Raw genomic sequence first — 21,119 nt, forward strand, 5'->3', positions numbered from 1 at the left:
ACTTATTTTGCATAGCACAAAAGCAAAAACATGAGTAAAAATAAATCTAAAGAAAATACACACGTACCAGTAATCAACGAAAAATCCTTAACGTTTTTTGAGTCTTACATCAATAATCCCTCACCGACCGGCTTCGAATGGCAGGGTCAGCGTTTGTGGTTAGATTATCTGAAACCGTACGTGGATGATACGTATATCGATAATTATGGAACTGCTGTGGGTATTATTAATCCGGAGGCGCCATACAAAGTGGTTATCGAAGCGCACGCAGATGAAATTTCTTGGTTCGTAAACTATATTACTTCCGACGGATTGATTTATTTAATTCGCAACGGAGGATCTGATCATCAAATCGCGCCATCAAAACGCGTAAACATTCATACCGATAACGGTATTGTGAAGGCGGTATTTGGCTGGCCGGCAATTCACACGCGTTCGGGCGAGAAAGAAGATTCGCCGAGCTTGAAAAATATCTTTTTGGATTGCGGTTGCACGTCGAAGGATGAAGTGGAAGCTTTGGGCATCCACGTAGGTAGCGTGGTGACTTACGAAGATGAGTTTATGGTTCTGAACGATCGTTATTATGTTGGTCGTGCTTTGGATAATCGCGCTGGGGGCGTCATGATCGCTGAAGTTGCTCGTTTGTTGAAAGAAAATAAGAAAACATTGCCGTTCGGTTTGTATATCGTGAATTCCGTTCAAGAGGAGATCGGTTTGCGCGGAGCGGAAATGATTGCAGATTATATCAAGCCGAATGTGGCTATTGTGACGGATGTTACGCACGATACCACAACACCGATGATCAATAAGATTACGCAAGGCGAATTGGCATGCGGAAAAGGTCCTGTGGTTTCTTATGCGCCAGCAGTTCAAATCAACCTCAACCGTCAGTTAATCGAGGTAGCGAAAAAGAATAATATTCCTTTCCAGCGTCAAGCTTCTTCCCGTTTTACGGGAACAGATACGGATGCATTCGCTTATTCAAACGGTGGTGTACCTTCGGCTTTGATTTCATTGCCACTGCGTTATATGCATACAACGGTAGAAATGATTCACAAAGAGGATGTCGACAACGTAATCCGTTTGATTTATGAAATGATTCTTTCTATTCAGCCTGATCAGGATTTCAGAACATTCAGCAAATAAAATACGATGAGTAATAATCAAAATAATCCTAATCCGGATGGACAGGAGATCAATATCGAATTGACTGAGGAAATCGCCGAAGGTATTTATTCTAATCTGGCGATCATCACGCATTCCAATACAGAATTTGTAGTGGATTTTGTTCGAATTATGCCGGGTGTGCCGAAAGCAAAAGTAAAATCTCGGATTGTGCTAACGCCAGAGCATGCTAAACGTTTGCTAACGGCTTTGCAGGACAATGTCAATCGATTCGAAGCGCAAAATGGAAAAATCGATACACGCGAAATGCCGATACCACTGAACTTCGGTGGCCCGACGGGCGAAGCGTAAGTTAATATAGAAAATAAGAGGTTCCGAAACGAACCTCTTATTTTTTTGGTGTGCTATTTGTTCATAATCGAATTTCAAGCAAAAACAATCGATAAAATCATCGGTTACTACAACGCATACAAACGACAAAATGGATATTAACTTAAGAACGCTCACGAAGAAAGACTACAAAGATCTTCGTGAATCTATGATAGAAGCTTACGACGGAAATGCAGGGGAAGCGTGGACCAGAACACATATTGATGATTTGGTAGAAATGTTCCCAGAAGGACAAATTTGTGTAGAAGTAGACAAGAAAGTGGTGGCTTGTGCGCTGTCGATCATCGTCAATACGAAGAAAACAAATATCTACGAAAAGTATTACGAAATCATCGACGATGGAAAATTTTCCAAGCATGATTCGGAAGGAGATACCTTGTATGGTATTGAGGTTTTCGTGCACTCGGAATACCGTTCGCTGCGTTTAGGTCGCCGTTTGTACGATGCGCGCAAGGAGTTGTGTGAGCAGATGAATTTGAAAAGTATTGTTGCCGGAGGACGTATTCCAAATTATCATACTTACGCGGCAACGATGAGTCCGCGCATGTACATAGAGCGCGTAAAACGCAAAGAAATCTATGACCCGACATTAACCTTTCAGCTGTCGAACGATTTCCACGTCAAGAAAATATTAAAGCATTATTTGCCGGAAGATGCCGAATCCATGCAGTTCGCCACCTTGTTGGAATGGAATAACATTTACTATGAACCGGATGCGAAGTTTAACAGCGCATCCCGCCAAACCATCCGTTTGGGATTGGTACAATGGCAAATGCGATCGTTCAAAGATTTGAACGAATTCTACGATCAGGTGGAGTTTTTCGTTGATGCGGTGAGTGATTATGGCTCGGATTTCGTGATGTTCCCGGAATTTTTCAATACGCCTTTGATGAGTCCGTACAACGATATGCCGGAGCGGATGGCGATGGAGAAACTGGCAGAATCTACAAAAGAAATCGTAGCAAAGATTCAGGAGTTTGCTGTTTCTTACAATGTTAATATCATTGCTGGATCAATGCCCGTAATGGAGCGTGGAAAGTTGTACAACGCCACGTTTTTATGTCACCGAAATGGTCAGCAGGACACCTATAAAAAGATTCACATCACACCGAATGAATCCAAATATTACGGAATGGTCGGCGGCAACGAAGTGAAGGTCTTTGATACAGATTGTGGCAAGGTAGGTTTGTTGATCTGCTATGACGTGGAATTTCCGGAACTCGGTCGAATTTTGGCCGATCAGGGTTTGCAAATACTTTTTGTTCCGTTCATGACGGATACGCAAAATGGGTATATGCGCGTTCGCGCATGCGCGCAGGCCCGCGCGATCGAAAACGAATGTTATGTAGCGATTGCCGGTTCGGTAGGTAATTTGCCGCGCGTAAGCAATATGGATATTCAGTATTCGCAGTCCGCGGTATTTACGCCTTCTGATTTTGCATTTCCAAACAATGCGATTAAAGCCGAAGCAACACCAAACACCGAAATGGTATTAATTGCCGACGTCGATTTATACGCCTTGCGCGACCTGCATGAATACGGTACGGTGAAAATATTGAAAGATCGCCGTAAAGATTTGTATGAAGTGAACCTGTTGAAGTAGGTTTCGCACATCTTGTTATGGATTTGTGTGTTTATTGTTATCTTTAAATACACAAATCTATTTATGCATGGCTACCATTACGCAGGAAATCGCCATTAAAGACGCGCGTTTCTTTTCTCCCATTGGTTTTTACTCGGAAGAACAATTGTTGGGGAATGAATTTTACGTGGACGTTTCGGTTTCCTTTCCTTTTAATAACCCCAATTCTGAACAGCTAGATAATACCATTAACTACGAAGAGCTATATCAAATCTTAGTGGAAATTATGGCGCCGCGCCGCGAATTGTTGGAATCTGCAGCGGAAGATGTTTTAAATAAATTATTAGAAAAATACGCCAATCTACAGACGATTTCGATATCCATTCGTAAACAAAATCCTCCATTCGGAGGTGATATCGCGCAATCTGTAGTGAGCTTACATTATCAACGATAGACAATATCTCATCGTAAAAAAAGCGATTTAAGACATTTTGTCTTATAAATTCGTGTTGTTTTGACATAATGTCATCTTTTTATTCTCATTTTAGTGTTGGTATGTGAATTGAAAAGCCATTCCTAAATAAACATTGATTTAAAAATAGGAGAACATAAAAATGGCTTTAGTAAAATTTCCAACTCGTACCGTTAACACTGATGCGGTTAACCCATTCGTAAATAACGTATTTGACAGCTTGTTTACCGATTCATTTATCAGCGACCGTTTAGTAACTCGTGTTCCGGCGGTTAACATTACCGAAACCGATACTGCTTTCAAATTGGAATTAGCAGCACCGGGGTTGAGTAAGTCGGACTTTAAAATCAGCGTAGATAAAAATTTGATCACGGTTTCTGCTGATCGTCAGACTAGCGAGTCCGATAAGTCAGCATCGTATAGCAAACGCGAATTTAATTACAGTTCTTTCAGTCGTTCTTTCACATTGCCGGATGTCGTAAATTACAACAATATTGAAGCAAACTATGCCGACGGTGTTTTATCAGTAGAAATTGGTAAGAAAGAAGATGCTGTTATCGCGAAAAGAAGTATTGAGGTAAGATAGTGTTGAGTTCTTAGAGTGTATGATGAGCTCTCGCGAAAGCGAGAGCTTTTTTTATTACAAATATTTTAATCGTGATCGGTATTTTTAATATTAATTATGTTTTATTCTGTTTTTAGTATCAATATTTTAAATATATGTTTGATATTTTAAATTTTTTATCGTTTTTTTGGTTCAATATTTAATTTATCAATAAAAATTATGAGTTTATCTGGAAAAAGATCTTTTATCCCAATAATTTTAATGGGAATTGTGGTTATTTTAGCGTTTTTCATACCTGGAATTCCAGATGTTACTAAAAATTATGATTATGATGGCGCAGATGTGGCTTGGATGCTTACCGCTGCGGCCCTAGTTTTGATCATGACGCCGGGATTAGCCTACTTTTACGGTGGTATGGTGAAGAAAAAGAATGTTATCTCCACCATGTTGCAAAGTTTTATCTGTATGGCAATCGTTGCAGTTTTATGGGTCGTATTTGGCTTTTCTTTAGTTTTCGGAGAATCCATCGGTGGATTCATCGGAAATCCAATGACATATTTTATGTTTGAGGGTGTAGTCGACGGAGAACCTTGGGGAGGTGCTCCGACGATTCCCTTCGTTTTGTTCGCGATGTATCAGTTAAAGTTCGCAATCATCACACCTGCTTTAATCACCGGAGCATTTGCCGAGCGTATTAAGTTTACGTCGTATGTATTGTTCGTTGTTTTATTCTTCGTGTTCATATACGCGCCCTTAGCGCATGCCACTTGGCATCCGGATGGATTATTGTTTAACTTGGGTGTTTTGGATTTCGCTGGTGGTACAGTGGTTCATATGTCGGCCGGTTTAACGGCACTTGCTTCGGCTATTTATTTAAAACACGGTAAAGATTTTAATACGCATCCGCATACTCCTGCAAGAATTACCTATGTTTTGATGGGTACAGGATTACTTTGGTTTGGTTGGATTGGCTTCAACGGTGGTTCTGCTTTTGGCGCTTCGGCATTAGCGGCAACTGCTTTAGCAACAACATCTACAGCGTCTGGTGCAGCAGCATTAACGTATTTGTTTTTCGACGCGGCAAAAGGAATTAAGCCATCTGCAACCGGGGTTTGTATCGGTGTGGTTGTCGGTTTAGTAGCGATCACTCCGGCAGCAGGATTCGTCACCATTCCACATTCTATCATTATTGGATCGGTAGCTGCGGTAATTAGTCGTTTGTGTATCGAATGGAGAACTAAATCGAAATTGGATGATACGTTAGATGTGTTCCCGAGCCACGGTGTTGGTGGTATGGTCGGTATGTTGTTGACGGGTGTTTTCGCGCACAGCGCAATCAACGAAGCGGTTGAATCTAACGGTTTGTTTTTCGGGGAAACTTCGCTATTTACGGCGCACGTGATCGGATTAATTGGTGCTACGGTGTTCACATTGGTTATGGCCTTTATATTATTAAAAGTAACCGATATCATTACACCACTGCGCGTTACCGATGAAGAAGAAGAGCTGGGCTTAGATTTCAGTCAGCACGGCGAGAAATTGTAGAATTCGTATTTATTCCATCCTCTATTATAAGCTTGTCTCGGTTCTCGGGACAGGCTTTCTTATTTTTCCAGCAGTTGATAAGTGTGTTGAATAAAGCGATAAAAATTGGATTTTGGGTTTGATGCAGATAACTTATCCGTTTGATGACCAAGGCGAACAATCATCAAGTCATCTTCCGGAATCGTAATTACATATTGCCCCAAATGTCCGTTCATATAAAAATAAGGCTTGCCTTGGAAATCACCCATCCACCAGCCGTATCCATATTCCGGAGAATCCGAAAAACGCGGAGTTTGGGACTGTGCTACATAGCTGCTATCCAATAACTGATCGCCATTCCACGTTCCATGATCACGGTATAATTTGCCAAAACGTGCAAAATCACGTGCATTACTCGCTATGCAACAATATGCTTTTTCTATTCCTTGCTCTTCGCTGTCAACCTGCCAAAGCGCATCATGTTCAGCGCCCATAGGTTTCCAAAAATAATCGGATAGCAATGTGCTTAAGCTTTTTCCGGTGGCGCGTTGGATGGCGATGCCCAAAAGTTGCGTATCACCACTTTGATAAATGAATTTCTTTCCTGGCGCCTGATAAATAGGTAAGGTGTTCATTACGGATTGGATATCACCGTCGAAGTATAATTTTGTAGTGATGGACGATGGACTATAATAATCTTCGCTCCACTTCATTCCGGAGCTCATCGTTACTAAATCTCGAAAAGTCAGATCCGAAGCGAATTCACCCTGAATTTCCGGGATATAGTCTGCGATCTTTTGATCGATGCTTTTGATTTTATCTTCACTGATGGCTCTGCCCAAAATCGCAGCAACCACACTTTTGGCCATCGAAAATGAATTGGATTTACTATCCACCTGATAACCGTCAAAATATTCTTCCAGGATGATTGTATCACGATGGATGATCAGGTAAGCGATGGATTTGATGTCTTGATGGAAATCACGAAGCGAATCGGGAAGATTAATTTTGTTATCCGCATTGGCGATTGCCCAAGGTTGTCCTTTTTCGTGGGCAATCACGTGATTATCGAAATGTTCGTAATCTGCTAAATATGCCGTATTGTGTCCGTGTAAATATGTCACCCAAACGGCTTTGACTAAATAACCGTAGCCAAATGCATACGCTAGCGCAATTGTTAGCGCGATAATGCCGATAAAAGAAGCTAAAATCTTTCCGAATAATTTCATGTGATGTTATGTTTAAGGTTACAAACGTTTGGCTTCGTTCCAATACACATCCATCTCCTCCAAACTCATTTCTGATAATTTTTGTCCTGCTTCCTGCGCACGCTGTTCTACATGCGAGAACCGCTTGATAAACTTTTTATTGGTGCGTTCTAAAGCATTTTCCGGATTTATACCCAGATGACGGCCGTAATTTATTAAAGAAAATAATAAGTCGCCAAATTCCGCTTCCGCGCGATCGGCATCTATAGCTTCATTATTCTTGATGTCAAATTCTTCTTTGAACTCTGCCATTTCCTCTTCTACTTTCAACCAAACTTCCGCTGGATCTTTCCAATCGAAACCGACACCGCGCACTTTGTCTTGAATGCGATATGCTTTCACTAACGCGGGCAATCCTTTCGGCACACCGGCTAAAACGGATTTGTTTCCTTCTTTCAGTTTTAGGCTTTCCCAATTTTTCTTCACGTCGTTTTCGTCTTCCACTTCCACATCGCTATAAATATGCGGATGGCGCGAAATCAATTTATCGCAAACGCCGTTTAATACGTCCACAATGTCGAAAGCTTTCTGTTCTTCCGCAATTCGTGCATAAAACACCAAATGCATCATTACATCGCCCAATTCCTTTTTGATTTCGGGCATATCTGATTCCAAAATCGCATCGCCCAACTCATACATTTCCTCGATAGTCAACAATCGCAAAGATTCCATCGTTTGCTTTTTGTCCCACGGACAAGCGACGCGTAAGGTGTTGAGTACGGTTAGAAGTCGATCGAAAGCTGCGTTTGCTGTTGGTTCCGCCGAAGGTATTGGATATGCCATGTAATGAATGTTGCTAATTTATGAGGCAAGTTAAAAAATGCCCGGCTGAAAACACATTTTAATTTCGCTTGTTGTTTCTGTAGGACACGATAAAATTGGGCTTATGACAACTAAACATAATTACGAATCGGCTTCCGTAGCCATCGAGAAATTGAAGGCGGAAGGATATGAGGTAGATTATAATATTGAATTTGATGAGCTCCACGCGAGTGCGACCGATTATAAAATCGATCAAATTTATCGCTATGAAGGCGCGACCGATCCGGGTGATGAATCGCATGTTTATGGTATTCAGAACGTCAAAACGGGATCTAAAGGTATTTTTGTAGCCGGAGATATTTCGGTTATTGAAGGTAAAAAGCGCGATATTATTTTGGAGCTGGATTTAAAAGCGCGTAAGGAAGAGCACGGAGAAGATTAAACTTCGCTATGTCAAGAGGGGATAGCTTGCCGTAGATTTTTTTTGAATAGATAGATAGATGAATGAAAAAGCAGGTTGGAAGAGTTTCCAATCCTGCTTTTATCAATTTTATAGAAAGGTTTGCGGTATTTATTTCACGCCCATTTCTGTTAAAATAAACTGTGCATTATCCACTTTGTCGGCAACCCACAATACAAAGCGAATATCGACTCCGATAGAGCGACTGTAGCTTTCATTCCATGCAAAATCATTGATCGTTGCGTCATAAGCGCGGTCGAAATTCACACCGATCAGCTCTCCATTTGCATTCATAATTGGCGAACCGGAATTACCACCGGTCGTATCCATATTGTACAGGATGTTGACAGGAACATCGTTCAAATCTTTCTTGAAATAGCTGCCGAAATCTTTCGCTAGCCAAGCTTCTTTAATTTTGCTAGGATAGCCAAATTCCGGAAGTCCTGAATTTCCTTTTTCGATCAATCCTTTCACCGTGGTGAATGGCTCCATGTAGGTTGCATCGGCAGGACTGTAGCCTTTAATATTTCCGAAAGTTAGGCGTAAAGTTGAATTGGCATCAGGAATAAATGCTTTGTCCAAAAACTTTTCACGGACAGCAACGTAATCACCCATTAACTTGTTCAGCGTGCCTTCCCGACGTTTTTGTTCCGCGCTAAATGTTGCATATTCTTGCTGTAGTGCGCTGTGTAGCTTTAGTAAATCATCTTGATAAGACAGGATGTTTTCCGGTGAGGAAATAATCTTGTTCAGCGATTCTTGTTGATTGATTTTGCTGCTTCCCAACATCGGAACAATCCATTGACCGGTTGTATCTTGTTGCGCTTTTGGTTGGCTTTTCAAAAACTGCAAGCTGTTTGCTCCATCTAATTGTGCAGCTTGGGCAAATAGATGTTTCGCAATTTCTTGATCGACTCCCAAGTGATACGCTTCAAAAAGGTCGTTGATTCCTTTTTTTAAAGCAATGATATTTTGATCGTACAGTGCTTGTCGAGCTTTTGGATTACTTTGTTGCGCTAATGCTTGTTGAAACGATTGAAAATAATTAGCGATATTGAATGATTTAACACCCGTGTAAATGTTGTTCATCCACAATTCACGTGGCGCATCGGCAAATACCTGCTCGTAATGTTTTTCGATGTCTGCCATTAGCGTGCCGTAATCGTTGCGCAGTTGCGGATTTTTCTGAATGAATTCCGCTAATGCAGCATCTTCTTTTTTCTTTGTTTCGATCAAGTCGATGTTGCGCAAACCTTTCAATTTGCCGCGGTAATTCTTAAGCACATTTGCATTTCGTTTAATACGAGTCGCTAACGCCAATTCTACCGATTTGTCTTTCTTTCCCGCTTGTTCCATGCGTTGATTTTGAAAATCGTACAGTTCGGATGTATAAGGAAGGAGAAATTCTTGTTGGTAAGCGATATAAGAAGCAGGGCGATGGCGGAACGTGCGCCCCGGATAACCTAAAATGAAAACGAAATCATTTTCTTCCACGCCGTTTGGATTTACTTTGAGGTGTTTTTTCGGTTGATAAGGCACGTTTTCTTTTGAGTACGGTGCGGAAGATCCATCTTTTGCCACGTACGCACGCAAAAAAGAATAATCGCCAGTGTGACGCGGCCAAACCCAGTTGTCCGTTTCAAAACCAAATTCTCCAATATTCTGTCTTGGAACATACACCAAACGTACATCTTCTATCGTTTTGTACTTAAATAGCACATAGCTTTTTCCGATGAACATTTCGGAAACCTCCGCTATAATTGTCGGATCTTCTTTCTCCGCTTGTCGAGCGATGGATTCGCGTTGTTTGTTGATGATATCAATGCGCTCAATCGGATCAGAAACATTTGCAACCGCGCTTAAAACTTGTTTGGAAACATCTTCGTACGAATCAGTGATGCGAATGGTAAGCCCTTTCGCTTCAATTTCCTTTTCCTGTTGTTGCGCAACGAAACCATTTTCTAGGTAATTATGTTCTGGCGTGCTGGCCAATTGAACGGCGCTAAACGCACAGTGATGGTTGGTAATGATCAATCCTTTGCCTGAAACGAAAGAACCCGAACATCCGCCTACGCGAACCAAAGCGTCAACCAAACCGACGCTTCCAGGATTGTAAATGTCCTTTTCTGAAATTTTTAAACCTGCTTTTTTCAATCCGGCTCGACTTAATTCGCTCAGTGGAAACATGCCTTCGTCAGGAACCGTTGCGGCAAACTGAAATGCACTGGCGCTGAGTAGGAGGGCGGTTAGAATGGTTTTGCGTGAAATCATATTTTTATTTCTTGTGTTGGATTTCAAAAATACGATATTCCAAACTATGAGTGATATTTATTAACTTGCTATAGTTTAAATTTATATCATGACGCTGGTTCAATTAGAATATATTATAGCTGTAGATACGTATCGAAGCTTTGTGGCAGCAGCGGAAAAATGTTTTGTGACGCAACCGACGCTTAGCATGCAGATTCAGAAATTGGAAGAATCATTGGGCGTGAAGATATTTGATCGGAGTCGGCAGCCCGTTGTACCAACGGAAGCGGGAGGCAGAATTATTCGTCAGGCGCGTGTTGTATTGGCGGAGAGCCGAAAAATAAGGGACATTTTACAAGAAGTTTCCGGTGAATTGTCCGGCGAATTTAAAATTGGGGTGATCCCGACGGTAGCGCCATATCTTTTACCGCCGGTTATTGCATCCTTCGCCAATCAATATCCCAATCTGAAGATCCAAATTTGGGAATATACGACGGAGAAAATTGTGCAAGAATTGAAATCCGGAACGTTGGATTGCGGTATTCTTTCCACGCCGTTGCAAGATAGCGCGATCGCGGAATTGCCTTTGTACTATGAAACTTTTGTGGCTTATGTTTCGAATCAGAGTAAGCTATATGCTAAAAAATTGTTGCAAGCAGATGAAATTGCGGAAGAGAATTTGTGGTTGCTCAATGAAGGCCATTGTATGCGTGGGCAGGTTTTAAATATTTGTAATTATCGACATAATCAAACTGAAACTGGAACATTCGATTATAACACGGGAAGCGTAGAAACGCTTAAAAGAATGGTGGATGTGAATGGCGGGATCACTATTTTGCCCGAACTTACTATTTTGGATTATGATGAGGATGCATTGCAACACGTTCGCTATTTTAAAGCGCCGGAACCTGTTCGTGAAATCAGCATCGTTATGACTAAAAATTACAGCAAGCAACAAGCGATTGAAGCTTTGAAAAAGGAAATTATACAAGCTATTCCGGAACGGTTTCGATCAAAGAGAAAGATGGATGTGATGGGATTTCGACGATGATGATTTTCTTGGTTAAGCATTTTCTTCGGCTGATCAGACCGACCTAGAATTTGTAGATGCAGGAAATGCGTTCCTCAATATGGTGCTTCTTGTGGATTGTCCAATCTAATTGAATATAAGATTTTTCAAAGCGCAATTCGCCATTGTATTCATCCAAATCACATAGATGTGGGTCATTGGAAGACCAAAGGTTATCTCCGCGATAGCTCATATCAAATAGATAAACGGGATTTTCTGCTCCGAATCGTAAGTGTGCTAGCGAAATGGAATTTTTCACGCTATCAAAATGCCATTGATAAACATTGCGGCTTTTAAATTTGCCGTGCCCATTTTCAGAATGGCCATTCTCCAAGAAAATAAGATTGTTATAATCATCAATCTCAACTGTCACAAATCCAGAACCTGAAACAGCCGTTGCGCCTTCTTTCGTGGAAGTTGCGCGGAGGTCGTATGTTTTTACTAAGGAAAGTTGTTGTCGGCAATCGCTTAAATACATAAAACCTTAATCTCGTAGCGACATGATTTTACTAACATACTTGCCAATGATATCAAACTCTAGATTGACGGTTTTACCGACCGCGATATTGCGAAAGTTTGTATGCTCTTTGGTGTATGGAATGATGGCTACAGAGAAGCGGTCATTTTGCGAATTTACAACAGTTAAGCTAATGCCGTCAACGGTGATGGATCCTTTTTCCACGGTGATATTATTCAATGATGGATCATAAGCAAAAGTGAGCAAAGTGCTTCCGCCTTGATCTTCAATTTCTACGCAGGTGGCTGTTTGATCAACATGTCCTTGAACAATATGTCCGTCCAATCGTCCGCCTGCAACGGTGCAGCGTTCTAAATTTATGACGTCGCCAACCTGCAATCCACCCAAGCTAGATTTTATTAAAGTTTCCTGAATAGCCGTTACTTTATGTGATGATTCGTCGATAGCAACTACCGTCAAGCAAACACCATTATGCGCAACGCTTTGATCTATTTTAAGGGCGTCACTAATGGTGGATTCGACAAAGAAATGTACATTGTTTTCCTCTTTTTCTATTGCTTTGATGCTTCCTAAGCATTCGATAATTCCTGTAAACATAAGCTTGTTTCTGTTGTAAACAAAGATAAGTAATATCTCAGGAAACTATTTTTAAAAATATTTCAGAAAAATTTTTATAGTGTAAAAAATACACTATCTTTGTGGTATCATAATTTAGGTTTATAATTGGTTAGTAAAGGTTTTCATTCTCCCCGTTTGAAAACCTTTTTTTATGCCCTTAAATTTGTGAATTCCTCGATTGCTTCTTTTCATTTTCTATTCATTTTACAGCTTAGAATTCCTTGTGCCAAACGGATTAAGTATAAATACTATTTTTTATAGTTAATAATGCTAAATAAATTAGTTTTATTATTTTTGATTTGTCGGTGATAAATCGATGGGTTTGAAAAGCAATAAACCTTGGGAAATGGCAAACGATCGGATTAAGGAAAAGTTGGAAATATTGGCGGACGCGGCGAAATATGATGTCAGTTGTAGTTCGAGTGGAAGTGATCGAAAGAATAAAAAGGGCGGATTAGGAAATACCGGCGCGGGAATCTGCCATACCTATACGGAGGATGGTCGCTGTGTTTCTCTTTTGAAAATTCTGTTAACAAACCACTGCATTTTCGACTGCGCTTATTGTGTTTCTCGCAGAAGTAATGATATTAAGCGCGCGGCGTTTACGGTGCAGGAGGTGGTGGATTTGACCATTAATTTTTATCGTAGAAACTATATCGAGGGGCTGTTTTTAAGTTCCGGTATTTTTAAAAATGCAGATTACACCATGGAACGTTTGGTATTAATTGCTCGGAAATTAAGGCAAGAACATCATTTCAATGGATATATTCATTTGAAAACCATTCCCGGTGCTTCCGATGATTTGTTGAATGAAGCAGGTTTGTACGCCGATCGTTTGAGTGTAAATCTAGAAATTCCTACGGAAACGGGCTTGAAGCTGCTAGCTCCGGAGAAGAATAGGAAGGATATGGACGTTCCGATGGATTATCTTAAAAATCAGATTATTCGTACGAAGGAAGAAAAAAAGATATTTCGGTCGACACCAAAATTTGCTCCAGCTGGACAAAGTACGCAAATGATTATTGGTGCGTCTGGTGAATCGGATATGCACATTATGAAAACAGCGGATCATTACTATTCGCAGTATCATTTAAAACGTGTTTATTATTCCGGTTATATTCCCATTTCCAATGATAATCGCCTGCCGGGATTAGGTTCGGATGTGCCAATTATTCGGGAAAATCGCTTGTATCAATCCGATTGGTTACTGCGTTTTTATGGATTTAAGCGCGATGAAATCGTTAACGATTTGCATCCGAATTTGGATTTGGATATCGATCCAAAGTTGGGTTGGGCTTTGCGTAATTTGAATCAATTTCCAATCGATATTAATCGTGCGAGTTACGAAATGATTGTTCGTATTCCCGGTATTGGTGTTACTTCGGCAAAGAAGATCGTTGCTGCTCGGAAGTTCGGTGCTTTGCGCATGGAGCATTTGCAGAAGATTGGCGTTTCTGTTTCCAAAGTCCGTTATTTTATTACTTGTCAAGGTTTTTTACCACTGCTGTCGGATCGACCTGCGGAGATGATTAAACATTATATTTTGGCTGGATCGAATACGAAATATAAGAAAGTATTCAATCAACAATTGACATTATTTTAATGCTGCAGCATCGGATCATATTGGCTTACGATGGCAGTTGGTTGGGTTTGCTAACGGCTATCTTTGAGGTGTATGAGTATAAATATACTTCTGCTTCGATTCAGCGTTTGGAATATGCGGATCAAGGCGACCTTTTTGCGAAGCGCCATGAAGTACATACGCAGGAGGAGAAAGCCATGCGCGTTAAGAAAGGCTTGTTAGCGAAGATCGATAAAGCAGGATTTCATGAGCTTTACTGCGCTTACTTGTCGGAACTGGAAGATAGCGAAAATTTAATCCTGCGTTTGGTGCGGCATTATTTAGGCGATGTCGGAAATTCGCTTCGACAAAATTATGGTCATGAAGATGTGTTGCGATTGAAGCAAATCAACAAATCAGTTTCCCGAGAACGTCATCGCTTCAAAGCTTTTGTTCGTTTCAAAAAGTTAAATGATAATTTGTTTTTCGCTCGAATCGATCCAGATTTTAATATTTTGCCTTTAATTATTTCCCATTTCGAACAACGCTATGCCGATCAAACTTGGGTAATTTATGATTTGAAACGTGATTACGGTGCATATTACGATTTGAAAACCGTAACGGAAATTCATTTAAGCGATCTGCCGACCGATCAAGAATTGATGATGAAAGGAGAGGAGTTTGAGGAATTGTACGATGATCTGTGGAGAAGATATTTTCGAAGTACAAATATTACGGAGCGGAAGAACACGAAGTTGCATGTTCAGCATGTTCCCAAGCGCTATTGGAAGTATCTCAATGAAAAAATGGATTTGTAAAACTATCGACTTCGCTAGTTTCACAAATCCATTCGTTATCTTCAAATGGTATTTACCAGCCTTTAATCGCTTGGCCTTTGAAAAGCTCCTGCGCTTTTTTCTCCACTTCTTCCGACTGATATGCTTTCACGAAATTTTTTACCTTTTCTAAATCTTTGTTGTCTTCGCGCGTGACAATTAGATTGACGTAGGGAGATTCTTTTCCTTCGCGGAAAAGGCCAAATTCTTCTGCATTCAATCCGGCTTGTGCTGCAAAGTTGTTGTTGATGATGGCAATGGTCACTTCCTGATCATCCAAAACTTTCGGCAATTGCGGTGCTTCCAATTCCAAAATGCGCAGATTTTTCGGGTTCTCCGTGATATCAATTACTTTCGGAAGGATGCCAACACCATCTTTCAATTTAATCAAACCTTGTTCTTGCAGCATCAATAAAGAACGTCCGCCATTAGTCGGATCGTTGGGAATAGCAATCGTTGCATTTGCGCTTAGTTGATCCAAAGATTTAATCTTTTTGCTGTAGGCAATGATTGGATACACAAATGTGTTTCCAACTGCCGCTAATTTGTAACCGCGTTGCTTTGATTGCTCCGATAAGTACGGCGTGTGTTGAAATGCATTCGCATCGATATCGCCGGTGCTCAATGCTTCATTAGGCATGACATAATCGTTGAAGGTCACCAATTCGACCTCCAAATTGTATTGTTCTTTAGCCACTTTCTTAGCGGTTTCAGCAATATCTTTTTCTGGTCCGGCTACGATGCCAACACGAATGGTATTTTCATCCGTTGCGTTGCTTCCGCACGCGCTAAAAATGGAGACAGTAGCTAGAACAAGTAAGGGAGCAATAATTTTGTGCATATTTTTAATATTAACGATGATCGAATTTTTTTGAAAGGAAGTTTCCGCCGTATTGGATGAGGATAACCATAATGATTAGTAGCAATAGTACCGCGTTCATGATTTCTGCATCATAACCAATATATCCATATTGATAACCGATTTGTCCTAAACCTCCTGCGCCAACAGCGCCACCCATTGCGGAATAACCGACTAAGGTAATAAGCGTCACGGTAGCGTGATTAATGATTGATGGTAATGCTTCCGGCAAAAGCACTTTTTTGATGATTTGAAAATGGGTAGCACCCATGGATCGAGCGGTTTCTACCAAGCCGACAGGTAAATCCAATAAACTGTTTTCGATTAAACGTGCTATAAACGGCGCAGCTCCAATACTTAGGGGAACTAAAGCGGCCTTCAAACCAATGGAAGTGCCCACGATGCTTCGTGTAAATGGAATCATCCAAACGATAAGGATAATAAATGGAATGGAACGCGTCACATTGACAATAAACGATGCAATATTGTGAGCGGTTCGATTTTCCAACATGCCACCTTTGCGCGAAATAAACAAATAGATGCCAGTCGGTAACCCTAAGCAGAATCCGAAAAAGCAAGATACAAAAGTCATGGCGAGCGTTTCGCCTGTTCCTTCCACCAATAGCTTAATTACTTCCGACGACATATCCTATTAATTCTGTTTGTGTATAATTCTTTGAAGCAAAGTGATGCGCCTCATCCGCGCGGGAACCCGAAATCTTCACAATAAATGATCCCAACTTCAACGTACCAATACTTTCAATTTGTGCTTCGATAACTTCTAAATCCACATCAAACTGCTCACGAAGTGCGGTGAACGTATAATCTGCATTATTGCGCGTCTGGACGCGAATCAAAAGTTGATCGGTATTTGAAATGCGTTGTTCCTTCAGTTTGCTTTGGTATTCGATAGGCAATTCCGCGCGCACCGCCGACGCCACGAATTCCGCAGTATGAGCATCTTTCGGAGAACCGAAAATTTGTTCGCGATTGCCCAATTCTACGATCTTGCCATCCTTTACAATCGCTACGCGATCGCAAATGGATTTCACCACGTGTATTTCATGTGTAATTAGAACGATCGTTATTTGCAGTTGCGCATTGATCGTTTGCAATAATTTCAAAATCGATTTAGTTGTCGCCGGGTCCAGCGCGCTGGTTGCTTCATCGCAAAGCAGTAACGAAGGATTGGTAGCCAAAGCACGCGCTATCGCAACACGTTGTTTCTGTCCGCCGGAAAGTGCATTCGGGTAATCCGTTGCCTTTTCGGAAAGACCGACAAGCTCCAGTAATTCTAAAACTCTGTTTTTGATTGCAGCTTTTGGTGTTTGACTCAGTTCAAGCGGTAATGCTACGTTCTCGAAAATCGTACGTGAAGCCAAAAGATTGAAATGCTGAAAGATCATTCCGATGTGGCGACGCTCATTTTGCAGTTGGCGCTCCGACATATTGGTCAGCGCATTTCCTGCTACCCAAACTTCCCCTTCATCAGGCTTTTCTAACATATTTAAGCAGCGAAGAATCGTGCTTTTCCCGGCGCCGGAACTACCAATAATTCCGAATATCTCACCCTTTTCAACAGAAAAAGAAACATCATCCAATGCTTGCACGCGCTTTCCTTTGTTGGTGGTGTACACCTTCGAAATATGCTTGACTTCAATCATTACCTAAACTCGTTGTAAAAAGAGTTTCAAAAGTACGCAAAAAGGCGTTATGTTAATCTACTAAAATGATAGTTTTTACCAAGCAATTCCGTAATCTTCGCCATTATTACTGCTTCCGCCCCAAAGCGTTCCATGTTTCTCGTCGAAATAGATTGCATTAATAGGTCCGCTGGTGCGATTGCCAAGTTGAATGGTATATCCCATGCGCTCCAATTGTTCAACCACATCTTTTGGTGTGCGTCGATCCAATAATAAACTTCCCGCGCGTGGTTTTCGATCATCGATTTTTGTTCCGCCCAAGGAAAGCCAAAGCTGGTTGCTGTTTATATTAGCTGCTTCCGCGGCAGGTTGCGGTTTCATATCAAATTCGACCACGTTTAAAAAGAATTGCAACAAATTCTGATCTTGTGTATCTCCGCCTTGAACAGCGAAAGAAAGGAAAGGCTTTCCGTCTTTAAGCGCCATCGCAGGAGTGAGCGTAACGCGCGGTCGCTTGCCGGGTTCTACCACATTGAACGGACTGATCAAAGAGTCCAAAACAAAACTCTGTAAACGTTGACTCATGCCCACGCCCGTATTTCCGGCAATGCATGCGGGCAGCCATCCACCGCTCGGTGTAATGGAAACTACCCAACCTTCGGCATCTGCCGCTTCCACGCTCGTCGTGCCGCGAAGTAAACGGTCGTTGTAAAGACTGTCAACGGGCAATAACGAAGCGGTTACATCATGTTTTGGAACGAAATCCCCTTCACCTTGCGCTGTTGTATCGGTCAGCTTAGCTCTTTGTTGAAGTAAATCGATATACGGATTTTTGCTATTTTGAAATGGATATGGATCGCCAGGTTGCGTGCTTGGATTATTCTTTGTTGGGTCGATCGTTGCAGCGCGTTGTGCTGCGTAATCATCGCTCAATAATCCTTTTATCGGCGTCTGCGGTTGAAATGCTGGATCGCCGTAATAGAAATCACGGTCAGCAAAAGCTAAGTTCATTGCTTGATAAACGGTGTGGATATATGGAGCGCTATTATAACCTAAACTTTTTAGATCGAAGTTTTTGAGGATATTTAAAGCCTGCAGCATCGCAGGACCCTGCGTCCACGATTGCAATTTATAGACATCAATTCCTTTGTAATTGATTTGCAAAGGTTCTTCTTCGATCGGTTTCCAATTCGCCAAATCTTCTTTCGTAATCAGGCCACCCTGCTCTTTGCTGCCGCGGACAAATTCATCCGAAATATCCCCTTTGTAAAAGCGATCGTATGCCGCCATAATCGCATCTTCCCGACTTTTTCCTGCTTTCAATGCTTCTTGCTCCGCAGAAATCATTTTGGATAAGGTTTCCAAAAGATCGCGTTGGACAAATATTTCTCCAGCTTCGGGCGCTTCGCGTTCTTCGCCTTCGTGCGTCAAAAAGACCTTTTTACTGTATGGCCATGTTTTGATACGCTCTTTGCCACGCTCGATGCTGTTCGCGGTTTGCGCGTCAATTGGATAACCTTCCGCCATTTGCATCGCAGGTTGAAGTACTTCCTTTAAACTTTTTGTGCCGTATTTCGCCAACATAAAACAAAGTCCGCCCGGCGTGCCCGGAGTAACTGCCGCCAACGGTCCAAATTCCGGTGGAAAATTATAGCCCTTGGATTTAAAAAAATCAGCAGTCGCTCCAGTTGGAGCAACGCCTAATGCATTTATAGCGATAACCTTTTTAAGTTTGGGATGATAGATCAAAGCTTGCGTTTCACCACCCCAACTCAAAACATCCCACATCGTGCAGGTTGCCGCCAACATCGCGCATGCTGCATCAACCGCATTGCCGCCTTTCTGAAATATTTGCGATCCAGCAGTTGCAGCAAGTGGTTTTCCCGTAATCGCCATCCAATGTTTTCCGTGCAATGGCGGTTTTTGCGTTTGTTGCGCGGTAGCAGAAAAAGTTGCAAGCGCAAAAAGCGGAATACATAGAAATTTCCCTTTTTTATAGATAGATGATGATTTAAACATGCGGTGTTGTGTTGTTAGTTGTGCTAATATAGCGTGAATCTCTCCAGATTATACGAGTTTGTGCGTAATAATGCTGTTAGTTTTTACTTATACAGGCAAAATATCCTCCCAAGCATCAGAAATACCGCTAATTATATCAGAAGCAATGATGCTTTTAGGATGAATATGTCTGCTTGCGCAATCCGCTGCTAAGCCGTGCAGATAAACGCCAAGGATCGCTGCATTTTTTGGTAAGAAGCTTTGCGCTAGCAAGGAAGTAATTATTCCAGCCAACACATCACCGCTACCAGCAGTCGCCATTCCCCAATTTCCGGTCGAGTTAAAATGAATTTCTCCATCGGGCAATACCACGGCTGTGTTTGCCCCTTTAATTAAAACAATAACTTGATGTTTTTGAGCGAAAGCACGTGCTTTTGCTAACTTTTCCCAATCATTCTGCCAGGAGCCGATAATTCTTTCTAACTCCTTGGGATGTGGTGTCAGAATCGCTTCCTTTGGTAATAAAAACAAGTATTCAGGATGCTGCGAAAGTATATTTAAGGCATCTGCGTCCAATACTAAATTTGCGTGCGTAGAAGAATGTGAAAGGTTTCTCAAAAATTCGAAAAGTGCACTTTTCGTTTTTTCATGCTGGCTCATTCCCATGCCGAATCCAATCGCTTTGTATGGATTAATCGCCGTTGGAAAAGCAGAAAGATGCTCGAACGTTTCATCTGTCGTCAGCATCGCTTCCGGGAAATTGGTTTGTAAAATCGGATATGCGCAGGCCGGACTGTGAATGGTGATCATGCCACAACCGCTTTTCAATGCTGCTTTGGCACTGAGATGCACCGCGCCAATCTTGCCGTAGCTTCCGCCACTAATCAACGCATGTCCGAACGTACCTTTGTGTGCAAACCTACTCGGCATACTGACTAATTGTTGGACAGATTTTTTCGTTATAAATTGGTGCCGACTTTCTATTTCTTGTAAAGCAGATTCCGATAAGCCAATATCCAAGACCTGAAACGATCCAACATATTTACCGTTCTCAGGTTGTAGCAATGCTAATTTCGGACAATGAAATGTATATGTCCAATCCGCTTGAATAATGGGCGCAGTAAAATCAGATGTTTGATCGGCATACAATCCGGAAGGAATATCGACGGCGATCACGGTGTTTTTTGTCGCATTGATAGCAGAAATAAGCACGTGCCAATCTTGGTTAAGCGGTCTGGAAAGGCCAATTCCGAAAAGGCAATCCACAATTATATCAACGTCTGAAAAGAGGATTTCGTTAGAAATAGCCTCAACCTTGACCGCCATATTATGCAATCGCTGTTGATTTTCTAGATTATCCGCGCTGTATTCTTCGGAATTCTGCAAAAGAATACGAACCGATCTTCCTGCCTGATACAATAATCTTCCCAACGCTAATCCATCGCCACCATTATTACCATTTCCGCAAAAGATCACGAAAGTCGTTTTTTCGTTTGGAAAATCGAGCTGGGTTTGTTCAAATAAACGTTGCGCAGCGCGCTCCATCAGGTCAATCGAACGGATGCCTTGCCTTTCTATCGTAGCACGATCTACGGTGTGAACATCGGAAGCGGATAAGATTTTCATTCTTCATCGAAGATAATGTTTACTTTTGAGCTT

At 41.6% G+C, this 21,119-nt stretch carries 20 protein-coding genes; 10 read left to right on the forward strand and 10 right to left on the reverse strand.

The window, feature by feature from the left end; translation table 11 throughout:
* Positions 1-30 precede the first annotated feature (30 nt).
* The 6 genes from ACFSQ3_RS06560 to ACFSQ3_RS06585 all read left to right on the forward strand — a co-directional run bounded on the left by ACFSQ3_RS06560 (position 31) and on the right by ACFSQ3_RS06585 (position 5,679).
* On the forward strand, positions 31-1,146 hold the full coding sequence (locus ACFSQ3_RS06560; RefSeq protein ID WP_380868645.1) for a M42 family metallopeptidase: 1,116 nt from the start codon (positions 31-33) through the stop codon (positions 1,144-1,146).
* Positions 1,147-1,152: 6 nt separating this feature from the next.
* Positions 1,153-1,476, forward strand: coding sequence for a DUF3467 domain-containing protein (locus ACFSQ3_RS06565; RefSeq protein ID WP_380868647.1), 324 nt, complete (start codon positions 1,153-1,155; stop codon positions 1,474-1,476).
* A gap of 130 nt (positions 1,477-1,606) precedes the next feature.
* A complete protein-coding gene (locus ACFSQ3_RS06570; RefSeq protein WP_380868649.1) occupies positions 1,607-3,118 on the forward strand; it encodes a carbon-nitrogen hydrolase family protein in 1,512 nt (503 codons plus the stop codon).
* Positions 3,119-3,185: 67 nt separating this feature from the next.
* Positions 3,186-3,551 (forward strand): dihydroneopterin aldolase, encoded by a 366-nt coding sequence (gene folB, locus ACFSQ3_RS06575; protein WP_380868651.1) that lies wholly within the window; start codon positions 3,186-3,188, stop codon positions 3,549-3,551.
* Positions 3,552-3,711: 160 nt separating this feature from the next.
* Positions 3,712-4,155: an Hsp20/alpha crystallin family protein gene (locus ACFSQ3_RS06580; RefSeq protein ID WP_380868653.1), complete on the forward strand. Its 444-nt coding sequence runs from the start codon at positions 3,712-3,714 to the stop codon at positions 4,153-4,155.
* Between the two features lie 198 nt (positions 4,156-4,353).
* Positions 4,354-5,679 (forward strand): ammonium transporter, encoded by a 1,326-nt coding sequence (locus ACFSQ3_RS06585; protein ID WP_380868654.1) that lies wholly within the window; start codon positions 4,354-4,356, stop codon positions 5,677-5,679.
* 59 nt (positions 5,680-5,738) lie between these two features.
* Here the strand turns inward: ACFSQ3_RS06585 and ACFSQ3_RS06590 are convergent, their stop codons facing one another.
* Entirely contained in the window at positions 5,739-6,887 is a 1,149-nt protein-coding gene (locus tag ACFSQ3_RS06590; RefSeq protein ID WP_380868656.1) for a serine hydrolase domain-containing protein, read from the reverse strand.
* An 18-nt stretch (positions 6,888-6,905) separates the two neighbouring features.
* The gene (gene mazG / locus ACFSQ3_RS06595) at positions 6,906-7,709 is read right to left on the reverse strand and encodes a nucleoside triphosphate pyrophosphohydrolase (protein WP_380868658.1); all 804 of its coding nucleotides are present in this window, start codon (positions 7,707-7,709) and stop codon (positions 6,906-6,908) included.
* A gap of 103 nt (positions 7,710-7,812) precedes the next feature.
* Here mazG and ACFSQ3_RS06600 point away from each other — a divergent pair, with 103 nt between their 5' ends.
* Complete coding sequence (locus ACFSQ3_RS06600) at positions 7,813-8,130, forward strand: hypothetical protein (RefSeq protein WP_380868660.1); 318 nt, start codon at positions 7,813-7,815, stop codon at positions 8,128-8,130.
* Positions 8,131-8,259: 129 nt separating this feature from the next.
* Here ACFSQ3_RS06600 and ACFSQ3_RS06605 read toward each other — a convergent pair whose 3' ends face one another.
* Positions 8,260-10,419: a S46 family peptidase gene (locus ACFSQ3_RS06605; RefSeq protein WP_380868662.1), complete on the reverse strand. Its 2,160-nt coding sequence runs from the start codon at positions 10,417-10,419 to the stop codon at positions 8,260-8,262.
* Positions 10,420-10,507: 88 nt separating this feature from the next.
* On the opposite strand from ACFSQ3_RS06605, the gene ACFSQ3_RS06610 reads away from it, so the two are divergent.
* Positions 10,508-11,449, forward strand: a complete 942-nt coding sequence (locus ACFSQ3_RS06610) for a hydrogen peroxide-inducible genes activator (RefSeq protein WP_380868663.1) — start codon at positions 10,508-10,510, stop codon at positions 11,447-11,449.
* Positions 11,450-11,492: 43 nt separating this feature from the next.
* Here ACFSQ3_RS06610 and ACFSQ3_RS06615 read toward each other — a convergent pair whose 3' ends face one another.
* Positions 11,493-11,945: a DUF6314 family protein gene (locus ACFSQ3_RS06615; protein WP_380868665.1), complete on the reverse strand. Its 453-nt coding sequence runs from the start codon at positions 11,943-11,945 to the stop codon at positions 11,493-11,495.
* Between the two features lie 6 nt (positions 11,946-11,951).
* Positions 11,952-12,542 (reverse strand): riboflavin synthase, encoded by a 591-nt coding sequence (locus tag ACFSQ3_RS06620; RefSeq protein WP_380868667.1) that lies wholly within the window; start codon positions 12,540-12,542, stop codon positions 11,952-11,954.
* 367 nt (positions 12,543-12,909) lie between these two features.
* Between ACFSQ3_RS06620 and ACFSQ3_RS06625 the strand changes: the two genes are divergently transcribed.
* Positions 12,910-14,166, forward strand: a complete 1,257-nt coding sequence (locus ACFSQ3_RS06625) for a putative DNA modification/repair radical SAM protein (protein ID WP_380868668.1) — start codon at positions 12,910-12,912, stop codon at positions 14,164-14,166.
* A complete protein-coding gene (locus tag ACFSQ3_RS06630; protein WP_380868670.1) occupies positions 14,166-14,942 on the forward strand; it encodes a TIGR03915 family putative DNA repair protein in 777 nt (258 codons plus the stop codon). The genes ACFSQ3_RS06625 and ACFSQ3_RS06630 overlap by 1 nt, the downstream gene beginning before the upstream one ends.
* A 52-nt stretch (positions 14,943-14,994) precedes the next feature.
* Here ACFSQ3_RS06630 and metQ read toward each other — a convergent pair whose 3' ends face one another.
* The 5 genes from metQ to ACFSQ3_RS06655 all read right to left on the reverse strand — a co-directional run bounded on the left by metQ (position 14,995) and on the right by ACFSQ3_RS06655 (position 21,086).
* Positions 14,995-15,801 carry a methionine ABC transporter substrate-binding lipoprotein MetQ gene (gene metQ, locus ACFSQ3_RS06635; protein ID WP_380868672.1) on the reverse strand — a complete coding sequence of 269 codons (807 nt, stop codon included), beginning with the start codon at positions 15,799-15,801 and terminating at the stop codon, positions 14,995-14,997.
* Between the two features lie 10 nt (positions 15,802-15,811).
* Positions 15,812-16,465 carry a methionine ABC transporter permease MetI gene (gene metI / locus ACFSQ3_RS06640; protein WP_380868674.1) on the reverse strand — a complete coding sequence of 218 codons (654 nt, stop codon included), beginning with the start codon at positions 16,463-16,465 and terminating at the stop codon, positions 15,812-15,814.
* Entirely contained in the window at positions 16,446-17,483 is a 1,038-nt protein-coding gene (locus ACFSQ3_RS06645; RefSeq protein ID WP_380868676.1) for a methionine ABC transporter ATP-binding protein, read from the reverse strand. The genes metI and ACFSQ3_RS06645 overlap by 20 nt, the downstream gene beginning before the upstream one ends.
* Positions 17,484-17,558: 75 nt before the next feature.
* Positions 17,559-19,481: a gamma-glutamyltransferase family protein gene (locus tag ACFSQ3_RS06650; protein WP_380868677.1), complete on the reverse strand. Its 1,923-nt coding sequence runs from the start codon at positions 19,479-19,481 to the stop codon at positions 17,559-17,561.
* A gap of 87 nt (positions 19,482-19,568) precedes the next feature.
* Positions 19,569-21,086 carry an NAD(P)H-hydrate dehydratase gene (locus ACFSQ3_RS06655; protein WP_380868679.1) on the reverse strand — a complete coding sequence of 506 codons (1,518 nt, stop codon included), beginning with the start codon at positions 21,084-21,086 and terminating at the stop codon, positions 19,569-19,571.
* Between the last annotated feature and the right edge of the window lie 33 nt (positions 21,087-21,119).

The sequence above is a fragment of the Sphingobacterium corticis genome (assembly GCF_042684745.1).
GTDB classification, from domain to species: domain Bacteria; phylum Bacteroidota; class Bacteroidia; order Sphingobacteriales; family Sphingobacteriaceae; genus Sphingobacterium; species Sphingobacterium corticis.